This is a genomic window from Variovorax sp. P1_G12, from assembly GCF_056405555.1.
This window is the reverse complement of sequence record NZ_JBFUBW010000008.1, coordinates 110,240-122,956: the sequence shown is the minus strand read 5'-3', so window position 1 is coordinate 122,956 and position 12,717 is coordinate 110,240. Positions and strand designations below refer to the sequence as shown.

Here is a 12,717-nt window from a genome sequence, read left to right as displayed (position 1 = left end):
CACGGTCGGTCCTTCAGGTTGTAGTCGGTGCTCGGCAGGCCGCTCAGGCGCCGATACTCAAAAACTGGGGTTGCTGCGAAAGCGCCTGCAGGTTGATTTCCTGCCAGCGCCCTCCGGCGGCGTCGGTGTACGAATTCCCGAACCAGGGCGGCGCGTCGCCCTGCGGCGCCTCCGAGGCGACGAAGGCTTCCACGCCGCGCAGTCCGACCAGGCGGTCGATCAGCAAGGCGCAGTTGACTTCCAGCATTTCGTTGAGCGCCACCAGCCGCGATTGCGCGCGGGCGGCGTCGTTCACCACGGGTGCCGTGACGGCGCCGCCGGCGAAGCTCGACAGCTGGACCACGCCGTAGAGGCCGCCGCGCAGGTTGGCCACGCCCAGGAACCAGGGCGCGGTGTAGGGCACGGACTGCGGGGCCACCCAGGGAAAGATCTCGCCGGCGTGGCCGAGCGGGAACAGATAGTTCGATTCGCCCGCCTCCACGGCAAGCCAGGAGGCGGACACGTCCGAGGTGCGCGCCGCCTGCAGGCGGCTGGCGAGCCGGGACTGGAAAGCGCGGAGAGCGTCGCGGTTGGCCATGGGCGGCAGGGAGCTCGATCAGGCCAGGGCGCTGATCTTGGCCATCAGCTCGGCGGCGTTCACCGGCTTGACGATGTAGTCGCGGGCACCCTGGCGCATGCCCCACACGCGATCGGTTTCCTGGTTCTTGCTGGTGCACAGGATGATCGGCACGGCCGCGTACTGCGGATTGCGGGCGATGGCGCGCGTGAGCTGGAAGCCGTTCTGCCCCGGCATCACGACATCCATCAGGATCAGGTCGGGCTGCTCCTCTTCGAGCCGGCGCATCGCGTCATCCGCGTTCTCCGCCGTCTTGACCGAGAAGCCGTTCTTCTGGAGCAGGTCGGTCAGGAACACGAGTTCGGTCTTGGAATCGTCGACCACGAGCACTTTGCGAATCGCCATTACTGCGTTTCCTGGACGAGACCGAACTGCTGCACGGCGTGGAGCAGCTGGTCCTTGGTGAAGGGTTTGGTGAGGTAGTCCTGGGAGCCGACCATACGGCCGCGCGCCTTGTCGAAGACGCCGTCCTTCGAGGACAGCATCACGACCGGGACATTGGAAAAGGTGGCGTTGCGCTTGATGATGGCGCACGTCTGATAACCGTCGAGCCGCGGCATCAGGATGTCGCAGAAGATCAGATGGGGCTTGTGGTCGTTGACCTTGGACAGCGCATCGAAGCCGTCCTCGGCGAGCAGGACTTCATGGCCGCCCTGCTTCAGGAAGATCTCGGCGCTGCGCCGAATGGTGTTGCTGTCGTCGATGACAAGCACCTTGTAACCAGATCCATTCGCGCTCATTCGAACCGCTCCTCGTGTGACACCCGGGTGTAACTGCGCCCCCTCGGGAGCGCAAGAAGCGCGGCCCTATGCCATGCTTCAGATCTCAACCATTTCGAAGTCTTCCTTGCGCGCCCCGCACTCCGGACAGGTCCAGTTCATCGGAACATCGGCCCAGGCCGTACCGGCCGCAATACCATCCTCTGGCACGCCCACCGATTCGTCATAGATCCACCCACAAATCAGGCACATCCAGGTTTTCGTATTCATCGCAGCTTAAGGTCCCTGTTCATCAAATGCAACGATCGTATCCAAACGTATCAACTATTCACGTGACAAGCGTCTCAGATATGCCACCATCTGGTGAGCCCTGATTCGAGTATGAAAACTTACTTACTACCACCAGAGCACGATCGCAAAATCAGCGATCTTACCGACCCCTCGGACGAAGAGAGCGCGGCGGAAGCTGATTTGAATCCGCCCTGTGTGCTGGTCTTCAATGCGAGCGATCCGAGCGGCGCGGGCGGCCTGAGCGGCGACGCGCTCGCCATGGCCTCGGTCGGCGCCCACATGCTGGCGGTGGTCACCGGCGCCTACGCGCGCGACACGGCGGAGATCTTCGACCATTTCAGCTTCGACGAAGAGGCCGTCGCCGAGCAGGCGCGCTCGATCCTCGAGGACGTGGAGGTGCAGCTGATCAAGGTCGGATTCGTCGGCTCGCCCGAGAACCTCAGCACGGTGGCCGAGACCGCGACCGACTATCCCGAGGTGCCCGTGGTGGCCTACATGCCGAACCTCTCGTGGTGGGAGGACAGCCAGATCGAGGCCTACCTCGACGCCTTTCGCGAACTGGTGCTGCCGCAGACCACGGTGCTGGTGGGCAACCACAGCACGCTCTGGCGCTGGCTCCTGCCCGACTGGAGCGGCGAGCGGCCGCCGACGGCGCGCGACATCGCCAAGGCGGCGAGCGAGTACGGCGTGCCCTACACGCTGGTCACCGGGCTGGTGCTGCCCGACCAGTTCATCGACAACGTGCTGGCCTCGCCGCAGTCGGTGCTCGCGAGCGAGAAATACGAGCGGCTCGATGCCGTGTTCGCGGGCGCCGGCGACACCCTGTCGGCCGCGCTGTCGGCGTTGCTCGCGAGCGGCACCGATCTGGTCGCCGCCACCAGCGAGGCCCTGAGCTACATGGACCGCTGCCTCGACGCGGGCTTTCGCCCCGGCATGGGCCACGTGCTGCCCGATCGGCTGTTCTGGGCCCAGCCGGAGGACGACGACGACGACAATGACGACCTCGCGTCGCCGACCGACTTCGCCCTTCCTCCCCATGACACTCGACACTAGCTCGCCCCCAGGTTGGGCTCACTGCGTGTAGCCCGCCCACCCCCTGCCGGGGGCAACACCAGCGGCCCGGCGGAGCCGGTTCCGCGGTGTTTCACGAAGGGCGGCCGGGCTGCGCCGGCCGCGCAGGACCTGATCGCACATGAACAATGAACGCAAACGCAATGAACGCCACTGACCAGAACGAGATCCTCTTCGAGCGCGCGCGCGCCGTCATTCCCGGGGGCGTCAATTCGCCCGTGCGGGCCTTCAAGGCCGTCGGCGGTACGCCGCGCTTCGTGAAGCGCGCGCAGGGCGCCTACTTCTGGGATGCCGACGACAAGCGCTACATCGACTACATCGGTTCCTGGGGGCCGATGATCCTCGGCCATGGCCACCCGGCGGTGGTCGAGGCGGTGCAGCGCGCCGTCACCGAGGGCTTTTCCTTCGGCGCCCCGACCGAGCGCGAGATCGAACTCGCCGAAGCCATCCTCGCGCTGGTGCCCTCGATGGAGATGGTGCGCCTCGTGAGCTCGGGCACCGAGGCCGCGATGAGCGCGCTGCGCCTGGCCCGCGGCGCCACCGGCCGCAAATACATCATCAAGTTCGAGGGCTGCTACCACGGCCACGCCGACGCGCTGCTGGTCAAGGCCGGCTCGGGCCTGGCGACCTTCGGCAATCCGACCTCGGCCGGCGTGCCACCCGAAGTGGTGCAGCACACGCTGGTGCTCGAGTACAACAATCTCGCGCAGCTCGAGGAAGCCTTCGCGCTGCACGGCCACGAGATCGCCTGCCTGATGATCGAGGCGATCGCCGGCAACATGAACTTCGTGCGCGCCAGCGCGGCCTTCGCCAAGCGCTGCCGCGAGCTGTGCACGCAGTACGGCGCGCTGCTGGTGTTCGATGAGGTGATGACCGGATTCCGCGTCGGCCTGCGAGGCGCCCAGGACGTGCTCGGCGTCACGCCCGATCTGACGGTGCTCGGCAAGGTGATCGGCGGCGGCATGCCGCTGGCGGCCTTCGGCGGACCGCGCGCGATCATGGAACAACTCGCGCCGATGGGGCCGGTGTACCAGGCCGGGACGCTCTCGGGCAATCCGGTGGCGACCGCCTGCGGCCTTGCGACCCTCCACGAAATCGCCAAGCCGGGCTTCTACGAAGCCTTGTCGAGGAAGACACGCTCGCTGGTCGAAGGGCTGAAGGCCGCGGCAGCCGCTGAAGGCGTGCCGTTCAGCGTCGACAGCGAAGGCGGCATGTTCGGCTTTTTCCTGCTCGACGCGCTGCCGCAGAACTACACGGCCGTGATGAAGAGCGACGGCGCAAAGTTCAACCAACTGTTCCATGGCCTGCTGGACCGTGGGGTGTACATCGCGCCGGCGCTCTACGAGGCGGGCTTCGTGAGCGCCGCGCACAGCGAGGACGACATCGCCGCCACCATCGAGGCGGCACGCCAGATCTTCAAGACGCTGTAGGCGCCGTGAAGCTGCCTTCGCTCCTGGCAGGCGCGAGCCTGCTCCTGCCCGCCCTGGCCTGCGCCCAGGTCGATATCAGCCAGGTCTGGATCAACCCGGGCTTCTATTCGCTGCATTTCGATCGCAACAAGGGGCTGGAAGACGCCAACCCCGGCATCGGCATCGAGTGGCCGATCGACAAGACCTTTTCGCTGACGGCCGGCGCCTTCCGCAACAGCGACCGTGACCGCTCGCACTACATCGGCCTTTACGTGATGCCCTTCGAATTCCACGGCGTGAAGCTCGGCGCCGTGGTGGGCGGCTTCGACGGCTACCAGATGACCAACAACGGTGGCTGGTTCCCGGCGCTGATCCCGACCGCGGCGATCGAGGGCAGGCACTGGGGACTGAACATCGCGATCATCCCCAGCATCAAGGACAAGCTCTACGGCGCGATCAGCTTCCAGCTGAAGTACCGCTTTTCGGAATAGGCTCGCCCCCAGGTCGGGCTCACTTCGTGTAGCCCTCCCACCCCCTACCGGGGGCAACACCAGCGGCCCAGCAAAGCCGGTTCCGCGGTGTTTCACCAACGGGCCTGGCTGCGCCGGCCAACAGCAACCCGGCGCGGTGTTGTTCCACGGCGGCGCGCAGCGCCCGCCTGTGGGTGGGCAGTCGCGGAACCGGCTCCGCCGGGCCGCGGACTGCGCCCCCGGTAGGGGGTGGGCGGCTACACGAAGTGAGCCAACCTGGGGGCGAGCTGACTAATGCCGGAAGTGGCGCACGCCCGATAGCACCATCACCACGCCGCGCTCGTCGGCGGCGTCGATCACTTCCTGGTCGCGCATCGAGCCGCCCGGCTGGATGACCGAGGTGGCGCCGGCGTCGACCACCACGTCGAGGCCGTCGCGGAACGGGAAGAAGGCGTCGCTCGCGACCGCGGTGCCGGCCAGCGACAGGTTCGCGTGCTGGGCCTTGATGCTGGCGATGCGCGCCGAGTCGAGCCGGCTCATCTGGCCGGCGCCGACGCCCATGGTCATGCCGTCGGCACAGAACACGATCGCATTGCTCTTGACGAACTTGGCGACCTTCCAGGCGAACAGCAGGTCCTGCAGCTGCTGCGGCGTCGGCTGCTTCTTGCTCACGACCTTGAGCTCGTCGATGGACAGCTCGCGGTTGTCGGCGGTCTGCATCAGCAGGCCCGAGCCGATGCGCTTGACGTCGACCGCGTTGCGGCCGTTGTCCCAGTCGGTCTTGCCGCCCGGCGGCAGCGCGATCTCGAGGATGCGCACGTTGACCTTGCTCTTGAACACCTCCAGCGCTTCGGCCGAATAGCCCGGCGCCATCAGCACTTCGACGAACTGCTTGCTGACCGCTTCGGCGGCGGCACGGTCCATCGGCCGGTTGAAGGCAATGATGCCGCCGAAGGCCGAGGTCGGATCGGTCTTGAAGGCCTTGCTATAGGCCTCGAGCGGGTCTTTCCCGGTGGCAACGCCGCAGGGGTTCGCATGTTTCACGATCACGCAGGCCGGCGTGTCGAAGCTCTTCACGCATTCCCACGCCGCATCGGCGTCCGCGATGTTGTTGTAGCTGAGCTCCTTGCCCTGCAGCTGCTTGGCCGTCACCAGCGAGCCCGGCGCCGGATACAGGTCGCGGTAGAACGCGGCCTGCTGGTGCGGGTTCTCGCCGTAGCGCAGGTCCTGCAGCTTGACGAAGCGGCCGTTGCTCTGGGCCGGGAACAGCGCATGGGCGCCGTCTTCCTGGATGCGCGAGAGATAGTCGCTGATCGCTCCGTCGTACTGGCTGATGCGGTTGAACGCGGCCACCGAGAAAGCAAACTTGGTCTTGTCGCTGAGCTTGCCGTCGGCCTTGAGTTCGGCCAGCGCGGGGCCGTACTGCGACGCATCGGTCAGCACGCCGACGTCCTTCCAGTTCTTGGCCGCGCTGCGCACCATCGCGGGGCCGCCGATGTCGATGTTCTCGATTGCATCCTCGAGCGTGCAGCCGGGCTTGGCGACCGTGGCCTCGAACGGATAGAGGTTGACCACCAGCAGGTCGATGGTGGCGATGCCGTGCTCCTTCAACGCCGCCATGTGCGCCGGCAGGTCGCGCCGCGCCAGCAGGCCGCCGTGCACCTTGGGGTGCAGGGTCTTGACGCGGCCGTCGAGCATCTCGGGGAAGCCGGTGTGGTCGGCCACTTCGGTCACGGGCAGGCCGGCATCGGCCAGCAGCTTGGCGGTGCCGCCGGTGGACAGCAGCTTGACGCCCAGCGCGTGCAGCGCCTGGGCGAATTCGAGGATGCCGGTCTTGTCGGATACGGAGATCAGTGCGTTCATCAGGATTACTTCAACAGTTTGTGTTCGACCAGCTTCTTGCGCAGCGTGTTTCGGTTGAGGCCGAGCCATTGCGCGGCCTTGGATTGGTTGCCCTCGGCGCGTGTCATCACGACGTCGAGCAGGGGTTTCTCGACGACCCGCACCAGCATCTCGTACATGCCGTCGGGTTCGGTGCCGCGCAGGTCGCGGAAATAGCTGTCCAGGCTGCTGCGTACGCAGTCTTCGATGTGTTTCTTGCTCATGGCCTTCTCTTCTTCTCCTCGTTCTCAGCCTTCTCTCATGTTCGCTTCGGCGTCATGCGATCGCGTCGGCCGACTGCGCATCAAGCGGTTCGAGCGTGTCGTCCGCCGAGGCCGGCGGAATGCGGTCCATGCGTTGCGCCAGCGCGTCGAAGAATGCGGCCACCGCGCGCAGTTGCGCATCGCAGTCCTCGATCAGGTTCATCTCGCTGCGGAACGCCTCGCCGCCCGGCAGTGCCCGCACATACCAGCCGATGTGCTTGCGCGCCGTGCGCACGCCGCTGTAGTCGCCGTAGAGCGCGTAGTGCTGCTGCAGGTGGTCCAGCATCAGGCGCCGCACCTCGGCCACCAGCGGCGGCGCCAGGTGCGTGCCGGTCGCCAGGAAGTGCGCGATCTCGCGAAAGATCCACGGCCGGCCCTGCGCCGCGCGCCCGACCATCACCGCATCGGCCCCGGTCGCCGCCAGCACGTCGCGCGCCTTCTCGGGCGATGCGATGTCGCCGTTGGCGACCACCGGGATGCGCACGGCAGCCTTGACCGCGGCGATGGTGTCGTATTCGGCCTGGCCCTTGTAGCCCTGCTCGCGCGTGCGGCCGTGCACCGTGAGCATCTGCACGCCGGCCGCCTCGAAGCGCCGTGCCAGCGTCACCGCGTTGCGACGGTCTTCGCTCCAGCCGGTGCGCATCTTGAGCGTCACCGGCACCCGGTGCGGCAGCGCGGCACGCACCACGGCTTCGACGATCTCGAGCGCCAGCGGTTCGTCGCGCATCAGCGCCGACCCGGCCCACTTGTTGCAGACCTTCTTGGCCGGGCAGCCCATGTTGATGTCGATGATCTGCGCGCCGCGGTCGATGTTGTATTCGGCGGCCTCGGACATCATGGCCGCGTCGGTGCCTGCGATCTGCACCGAAATGGGGCCGGGCTCGCCCTCGTGATTGGCCCGCCGCGAGGTCTTCAGCGTGCCCCACAGTTCCTTGCGCGAAGTGACCATCTCGCTCACTGCATAGCCGGCGCCGAGTTCGCGGCACAGCATGCGGAACGGCCGGTCCGTGACACCCGCCATGGGGGCGACGAACAGGCTGTTGTCCAGCGCGATGTGGCCGATCTGCAGGGTCATGGGGGAAATTGGCACGCGCCGGGCTGCTGAAAAATGAGGCACGATTGTAGCGGCGCGCCGATCCTTCGGCTGAAACGATTTGCACTCCCGCATCCATCGGCGAAGGTACCCATCAGTGATCTTGCCGATGCCCGGGCCGGTCTGGTTCCTATACTTCGCGCACACATGCAAGCCTGGCTCGACTCCCTCCTTGCGCTTCTGGCGCTTCCGCAATACGGGCTCAGCACGGTGTTCATTGCCGCCTTCGTGTCGGCAACGCTGCTGCCGGTGGGTTCAGAGCCGGTGCTGTTCGGGCTGCTCAAGCTCAATCCCGACATGTTCTGGTCGGCCATCGCGGTCGCCACCGCCGGCAACACCCTGGGCGGGATCGTCGACTGGTGGATGGGCTACGGCGCCCACAAGGTGGCCGACAAGTATTCGCACTCCAAGCACCATCTGCGCGTGCTGGGGTGGCTGGAGCGGCTCGGGCCCAAGGCCTGCCTGCTGGCCTGGCTGCCGGTCGTCGGCGACCCGCTGTGCGCGGTCGCCGGCTGGCTCAAGCTGTCGTTCTGGCCCTGCGTCTTCTACATGGCCATCGGCAAGTTCGCCCGCTACGTCACGATGACGGTGGCGCTGCTCTATATCTGGCCGAACTGAGCGTCCCCACGGCCGTCACGGTTTCAGCTCAGTGCTCCACCACGCGATCACGTGACCCGCGACGCATGAAACCGGCGCAGCCAAATGCCGGGGATACCGCGGAACCGGCTTTGCCGGGCCGCTGGCATCGCCCCCCTTGAGGGGGCTGAGGTCCGCGGCTCCAAGCCTGCCTGCGCAGGCTTGGACGGACCCGAAGAGCCGCTGCCTCTGGCAGTGACTCGGGACGCCGCAGGCGCTTCGGGGGGTGTTTCATGCTAGCAGCCCGTAGGGGCCGCCGCGCTCCAGCGCGCGCTGGTAGGCCGGCCGCGCATGGATGCGCTCGAGCCAGGCCATCAGCTTCGGCCGCGAAGCATCGAGCCCGCCACGGGCCCGGGCGGCTTCCACCGGGAAGCTCATCTGGATGTCGGCGCCGGTGAACGCATCGCCCGCGAACCACGCGCTCCTGCCGAGTTCCCCTTCCATGAAGTCGAGGTGGGTCTTGAGGTTCGGCAGGATGAATGCGGTCCGGGCCTTGTCTGCAATGGCCCGGGCGATCGGCCTGGCGAAGAAAGGCATCTTCGACTTCTCGACCCGATCGAACATCAGCTTGAGCAGCAGCGGGGGCATGGCCGAGCCTTCCGCGTAGTGCAGCCAGTAGCGATAGCGCAAGGCTTCGGGGCTGCCGGCCGCGGGTGCGAGGCGGCCCTTGCCCTCGCGCTCGATCAGGGTCTCGATGATCGCGCCGGATTCGGCCAGCGTCAGACCTTCATCGGTGGTCACCACCGGCGACTTGCCCAGCGGATGCACCGCCTTGAGCGTGGGCGGCGCGAGCATCGTCTTCGGATCGCGCTGGTAGCGCACCACTTCGTAGGGGAGTTCGAGTTCCTCGAGCAGCCAGAGCACGCGCTGCGAGCGCGAGTTCTCGAGGTGGTGGACCGTGATCATGGCGCGGGTTCAGGAGCTGAACAGGAAGTTCATCACGTCGCCATCCTTGACGACGTATTCCTTGCCTTCCGCGCGCATCTTGCCCGCGTCCTTGGCGCCCTGCTCGCCCTTGTAGGCGATGAAGTCGTTGTAGGCGATGGTCTGGGCGCGGATGTAGCCCTTCTCGAAATCGGTGTGGATCACGCCGGCAGCCTGGGGGCCGGTATCGCCGGTGTGGATGGTCCAGGCGCGCACTTCCTTGACGCCGGCCGTGAAGTAGGTCTGCAGGCCCAGCAGCGTGTAGGCGGCGCGGATCAGGCGGTTCAGGCCCGGCTCCTCCTGACCGATCTCGGCCAGGAACATCTTGCGGTCCTCGTCGTCCATGTCGGCCAGCTCGGCCTCGATCTTGGCGCAGATGGCCACCACCGGCGCGTTCTGCGCCGCGGCGTATTCGCGCAGGCGATCGAGGAAAGGGTTGTTCTCGAAGCCGTCTTCGGCGACGTTGCCGACGAACATCGCGGGCTTGGCGGTGATCAGCGAGAACTGCTTGACCAGCGGCTTGTCTTCCTTGCTGAACTCGATCGAGCGCACCGGCTTGTTCTCGTTCAGCGAAGCCTGGCACTTCTCGAGCAGCGCCACCAGCTTGATGGCTTCCTTGTCGCCCGAACGCGCGGTCTTGGTGTGACGATGCAGCGCCTTCTCGACCGTCGACAGGTCGGCCAGGCAGAGCTCGGTCTGGATCACCTCGATGTCGGAAATCGGATCGACCTTGCCGGCCACGTGGATCACGTTGTCGTCCTCGAAGCAGCGCACCACGTTGACGATCGCGTCGGTCTCGCGGATGTGGGCCAGGAACTGGTTGCCCAGGCCTTCGCCCTGGCTGGCACCGGCCACCAGGCCCGCGATGTCGACGAACTCGACGATCGCAGGCACCACGCGCTCGGGCTTGACGATCTCGCTCAAGGCGTCGAGCCGTGGATCCGGCACCTCGACCACGCCCACATTGGGCTCGATGGTGCAGAAGGGATAGTTCTCGGCCGCGATGCCTGCCTTGGTCAAGGCATTGAAGAGAGTGGACTTGCCGACGTTGGGCAGGCCGACGATGCCGCACTGGAGGCTCATGGCGGGTGCTTTCAGAATGCTGGGGGGAACCGGGTATTTTAGGCGCCCGGCGCACCAGGCCGGCGCCGGGCCGCCCCCAAGGCGGCCTGCGGCCCCCTTCGGGGGGCAGCGAGTACACGCAGTGACGCAGCGTTGGGGGCTACGTTTTTCACTCGAAACGCAGGTTGGCGCCTACCGGCTGGCCGACTCTGAGGGCATGTTCGACCCCCTGCAGCACGATCGCGTTCATGCCGAAAGTGATGGCCCCGTCGACCCGCGGATCGGCGCGGTAGGTGCGCAGCATGTCGCCCACCTCGGGGCTGCTGACCGCGCTCTGCGGGTCGATGTCCGGGATCGGACAGCGCGCGCAGGGCTTGACCGGACGCATCAGGACCTCGCCCTCGGCGGTGGCGACGTGCATCGTGTCGACCCGGTCCTCGTCGTGCGCCTGGATGCCGGCCAGCACGATGTTGGGACGAAAGCGCTCGATACCGACGGCCGCATGGCCGGCGGCGACCAGCTTTGCATTCAGCTCCGCGAGCGAGCCCTCACTCGCCACCAGCAGCGGGAATCCGTCGGCGAACTGGTTCGGGGCCTCGACGCCCCCGGTCCATTTCAGGCTCGACAGCCGCTGCTGCTCGGGGTCGAACCTCACCATGCGCAATTGCCGCGGCCGGCCCGGTTCCGACAGGAAGTCGCTGAACCACTGGGCCGCGATATCGCCCATGTCGTAGGCCGCCACCTCGTCCTTCCAGACCTTGACGCGGGCCGGCTGCTCGACCCGGTCGAAGGCGATGTGCAGCGCCAGCATGCCCGGCGCCCGCAGCACCATCTCGGTGTGCTTGAGCTGCGGCCGGATCAGCGCCATGCGGGGAAGCTCGCGCTGACTCACGAATTCGCCCGCGGCGTCGACCACCATCCAGGCGCGGTCGAACTCCAGCCCGGTCTCGATCAGCAGGGCCTCGTCGAGTTCGACGCCGGCGCAGGACTTGACCGGATAGACGAACAGGCGGGCGATGGTGGCTTGGAGGTCGAAATCGGAGGCGTTCACGGTCGGGTCCTTGTGGCTGACCGAAGATTGTGCGGCACCGGCCAGCCGCCCCCTCTGGGGGTGGCGATCGACACGAAGTAGCGAAGCCACATCCTTACAATGGCCCGATGGCCCTTCCCCCCGAAGTTTGCATTCGCGGCGCCGGCATCGTCGGCCGTACGCTGGCGCTCTTGCTGGCGCGCGAGAGAGTGCGCGTGGCGCTGGTGGCGCCGGCCGCGGCGCCGGCCGGACCGGACGTGCGCGCCTACGCGCTCAACGCCGCCTCGAAGTCCCTGCTCGAATCGCTGCGCGCCTGGCCCGAGTCGGCGCATGCCACGCCGGTGCGCGAGATGGTGGTGCACGGCGACGAAGGCGGGCGGGTGCAGTTCTCCGCCTTGCGCCAGAAGGTCGATGCGCTGGCCTGGATCGTCGACGTGCCCGCGCTCGAACGGCAACTGGGTGACGCCGTGCGCTTCCAGTCCCGGATCGAGGTCGTGACCGCACCCGTGCCGGCAGCGCTGACGGTCGTCTGCGAAGGCCGCATCAGCACCACCCGCGAGGCGCTCGGCGTCGGCTACGAAGTCACGCGCTACGCCCAGCACGCGATCGCGGCCCGGCTCGAGGCCGATCAGCCGCACGACGGCACCGCGCGCCAGTGGTTCAACGACAAGGGCGAGGTGCTGGCACTGCTGCCGCTGGGCGATACGCCCCGCTCGCTCGCCCTCGTCTGGTCGGTCGACCAGTTCCGGGCACCGACCCTGCTCGCGCAGTCGGACGACGCGTTCAACGCCTCCCTGCGCGAGGCCAGCCACAATGCGCTGGGCGCGCTCAGGCTCGCCAGCGAACGCGCCGCCTGGCCGCTGCAGCGTGCCATCGCCGACCGCTGGACCGGCGCCTTCGGCGACGGCTCGGCCTGGGCCCTGGCGGGCGATGCCGCCCATACGGTGCATCCGCTGGCCGGCCAGGGACTCAACCTCGGCCTGGCCGACGTCGCCGCGCTGGCCGAGCTGATCCGCACCCGCGACTACTGGCGCAGCGTGGGCGACGCCCGGCTGCTGCGCCGCTACGAACGTGAACGCCGCACCGCCGTGCTGTCGATGAGCCTCGCCACCGACGGCCTTCAGCAACTCTTCGCCCACAGCGCCGACCCCCTGCCGACGCTGCGCAACTGGGGCATGCGCGGCTTCGACCGCACACGGCTCATCAAGAACTGGATCGCGCGCCAGGCCATGGGCCTGCGTTGAATCCCCGG

Annotated in this window: 15 protein-coding genes; 5 read left to right on the top strand and 10 right to left on the bottom strand. The window is 67.2% G+C overall.

Annotated elements, in window-relative coordinates; genetic code table 11:
* Positions 1 to 43 precede the first annotated feature (43 nt).
* The 4 genes from AC1D2O_RS11385 to AC1D2O_RS11370 form a co-directional block, all read right to left on the bottom strand.
* On the bottom strand, positions 44 to 577 hold the full coding sequence (locus AC1D2O_RS11385; protein ID WP_478093484.1) for a chemotaxis protein CheW: 534 nt from the start codon (positions 575 to 577) through the stop codon (positions 44 to 46).
* 18 nt (positions 578 to 595) lie between these two features.
* Positions 596 to 961, bottom strand: coding sequence for a response regulator transcription factor (locus AC1D2O_RS11380; RefSeq protein WP_028249487.1), 366 nt, complete (start codon positions 959 to 961; stop codon positions 596 to 598).
* On the bottom strand, positions 961 to 1,356 hold the full coding sequence (locus AC1D2O_RS11375; protein ID WP_442283671.1) for a response regulator: 396 nt from the start codon (positions 1,354 to 1,356) through the stop codon (positions 961 to 963). The genes AC1D2O_RS11380 and AC1D2O_RS11375 overlap by 1 nt, the downstream gene beginning before the upstream one ends.
* A 78-nt stretch (positions 1,357 to 1,434) precedes the next feature.
* Complete coding sequence (locus tag AC1D2O_RS11370; protein WP_081781356.1) at positions 1,435 to 1,605, bottom strand: rubredoxin; 171 nt, start codon at positions 1,603 to 1,605, stop codon at positions 1,435 to 1,437.
* Between the two features lie 111 nt (positions 1,606 to 1,716).
* On the opposite strand from AC1D2O_RS11370, the gene thiD reads away from it, so the two are divergent.
* The 3 genes from thiD (at position 1,717) to AC1D2O_RS11355 (ending at position 4,597) form a co-directional block, all read left to right on the top strand.
* Complete coding sequence (gene thiD / locus AC1D2O_RS11365; RefSeq protein ID WP_478089348.1) at positions 1,717 to 2,679, top strand: bifunctional hydroxymethylpyrimidine kinase/phosphomethylpyrimidine kinase; 963 nt, start codon at positions 1,717 to 1,719, stop codon at positions 2,677 to 2,679.
* A gap of 161 nt (positions 2,680 to 2,840) precedes the next feature.
* On the top strand, positions 2,841 to 4,127 hold the full coding sequence (gene hemL / locus AC1D2O_RS11360) for a glutamate-1-semialdehyde 2,1-aminomutase (protein ID WP_478089347.1): 1,287 nt from the start codon (positions 2,841 to 2,843) through the stop codon (positions 4,125 to 4,127).
* Between the two features lie 5 nt (positions 4,128 to 4,132).
* On the top strand, positions 4,133 to 4,597 hold the full coding sequence (locus tag AC1D2O_RS11355) for a hypothetical protein (protein ID WP_478089346.1): 465 nt from the start codon (positions 4,133 to 4,135) through the stop codon (positions 4,595 to 4,597).
* Positions 4,598 to 4,867: 270 nt separating this feature from the next.
* On the opposite strand, the gene purH is transcribed toward AC1D2O_RS11355, so the two are convergent.
* Genes purH through dusB form a run of 3 tightly spaced genes read right to left on the bottom strand, consistent with a single transcriptional unit; the run spans position 4,868 to position 7,795 of the window.
* Entirely contained in the window at positions 4,868 to 6,445 is a 1,578-nt protein-coding gene (gene purH / locus AC1D2O_RS11350; protein ID WP_478157054.1) for a bifunctional phosphoribosylaminoimidazolecarboxamide formyltransferase/IMP cyclohydrolase, read from the bottom strand.
* Positions 6,445 to 6,681: a Fis family transcriptional regulator gene (locus AC1D2O_RS11345; protein WP_028249493.1), complete on the bottom strand. Its 237-nt coding sequence runs from the start codon at positions 6,679 to 6,681 to the stop codon at positions 6,445 to 6,447. The genes purH and AC1D2O_RS11345 overlap by 1 nt, the downstream gene beginning before the upstream one ends.
* A 52-nt stretch (positions 6,682 to 6,733) precedes the next feature.
* The gene (gene dusB / locus AC1D2O_RS11340; protein ID WP_478089345.1) at positions 6,734 to 7,795 is read right to left on the bottom strand and encodes a tRNA dihydrouridine synthase DusB; all 1,062 of its coding nucleotides are present in this window, start codon (positions 7,793 to 7,795) and stop codon (positions 6,734 to 6,736) included.
* A 165-nt stretch (positions 7,796 to 7,960) separates the two neighbouring features.
* On the opposite strand from dusB, the gene AC1D2O_RS11335 reads away from it, so the two are divergent.
* Positions 7,961 to 8,431 (top strand): YqaA family protein, encoded by a 471-nt coding sequence (locus AC1D2O_RS11335; RefSeq protein ID WP_478089344.1) that lies wholly within the window; start codon positions 7,961 to 7,963, stop codon positions 8,429 to 8,431.
* Between the two features lie 249 nt (positions 8,432 to 8,680).
* Here AC1D2O_RS11335 and AC1D2O_RS11330 read toward each other — a convergent pair whose 3' ends face one another.
* The 3 genes from AC1D2O_RS11330 to AC1D2O_RS11320 all read right to left on the bottom strand — a co-directional run bounded on the left by AC1D2O_RS11330 (position 8,681) and on the right by AC1D2O_RS11320 (position 11,486).
* Positions 8,681 to 9,355: a glutathione S-transferase gene (locus AC1D2O_RS11330; protein ID WP_478089343.1), complete on the bottom strand. Its 675-nt coding sequence runs from the start codon at positions 9,353 to 9,355 to the stop codon at positions 8,681 to 8,683.
* Between the two features lie 9 nt (positions 9,356 to 9,364).
* Positions 9,365 to 10,456 carry a redox-regulated ATPase YchF gene (gene ychF / locus AC1D2O_RS11325; RefSeq protein WP_478089342.1) on the bottom strand — a complete coding sequence of 364 codons (1,092 nt, stop codon included), beginning with the start codon at positions 10,454 to 10,456 and terminating at the stop codon, positions 9,365 to 9,367.
* A gap of 148 nt (positions 10,457 to 10,604) precedes the next feature.
* The gene (locus tag AC1D2O_RS11320; protein WP_478089341.1) at positions 10,605 to 11,486 is read right to left on the bottom strand and encodes an MOSC domain-containing protein; all 882 of its coding nucleotides are present in this window, start codon (positions 11,484 to 11,486) and stop codon (positions 10,605 to 10,607) included.
* A 107-nt stretch (positions 11,487 to 11,593) separates the two neighbouring features.
* Here AC1D2O_RS11320 and AC1D2O_RS11315 point away from each other — a divergent pair, with 107 nt between their 5' ends.
* A complete protein-coding gene (locus AC1D2O_RS11315; RefSeq protein ID WP_478089340.1) occupies positions 11,594 to 12,709 on the top strand; it encodes an FAD-dependent monooxygenase in 1,116 nt (371 codons plus the stop codon).
* The last annotated feature ends 8 nt before the right edge of the window (positions 12,710 to 12,717 follow it).

Excerpts from the sequence above, each read along its gene's own strand:
- AC1D2O_RS11385 (WP_478093484.1), bottom strand. The coding sequence starts at position 577 with ATGGCCAACCGCGACGCTCTCCGCGCTTTCCAGTCCCGGCTCGCCAGC.
- AC1D2O_RS11380 (WP_028249487.1), bottom strand. The coding sequence starts at position 961 with ATGGCGATTCGCAAAGTGCTCGTGGTCGACGATTCCAAGACCGAACTC.
- AC1D2O_RS11375 (WP_442283671.1), bottom strand. The coding sequence starts at position 1,356 with ATGAGCGCGAATGGATCTGGTTACAAGGTGCTTGTCATCGACGACAGC.
- AC1D2O_RS11370 (WP_081781356.1), bottom strand. The coding sequence starts at position 1,605 with ATGAATACGAAAACCTGGATGTGCCTGATTTGTGGGTGGATCTATGAC.
- thiD (WP_478089348.1), top strand. The coding sequence starts at position 1,717 with ATGAAAACTTACTTACTACCACCAGAGCACGATCGCAAAATCAGCGAT.
- hemL (WP_478089347.1), top strand. The coding sequence starts at position 2,841 with ATGAACGCCACTGACCAGAACGAGATCCTCTTCGAGCGCGCGCGCGCC.
- AC1D2O_RS11345 (WP_028249493.1), bottom strand. The coding sequence starts at position 6,681 with ATGAGCAAGAAACACATCGAAGACTGCGTACGCAGCAGCCTGGACAGC.
- dusB (WP_478089345.1), bottom strand. The coding sequence starts at position 7,795 with ATGACCCTGCAGATCGGCCACATCGCGCTGGACAACAGCCTGTTCGTC.
- AC1D2O_RS11335 (WP_478089344.1), top strand. The coding sequence starts at position 7,961 with ATGCAAGCCTGGCTCGACTCCCTCCTTGCGCTTCTGGCGCTTCCGCAA.
- AC1D2O_RS11330 (WP_478089343.1), bottom strand. The coding sequence starts at position 9,355 with ATGATCACGGTCCACCACCTCGAGAACTCGCGCTCGCAGCGCGTGCTC.
- ychF (WP_478089342.1), bottom strand. The coding sequence starts at position 10,456 with ATGAGCCTCCAGTGCGGCATCGTCGGCCTGCCCAACGTCGGCAAGTCC.
- AC1D2O_RS11315 (WP_478089340.1), top strand. The coding sequence starts at position 11,594 with ATGGCCCTTCCCCCCGAAGTTTGCATTCGCGGCGCCGGCATCGTCGGC.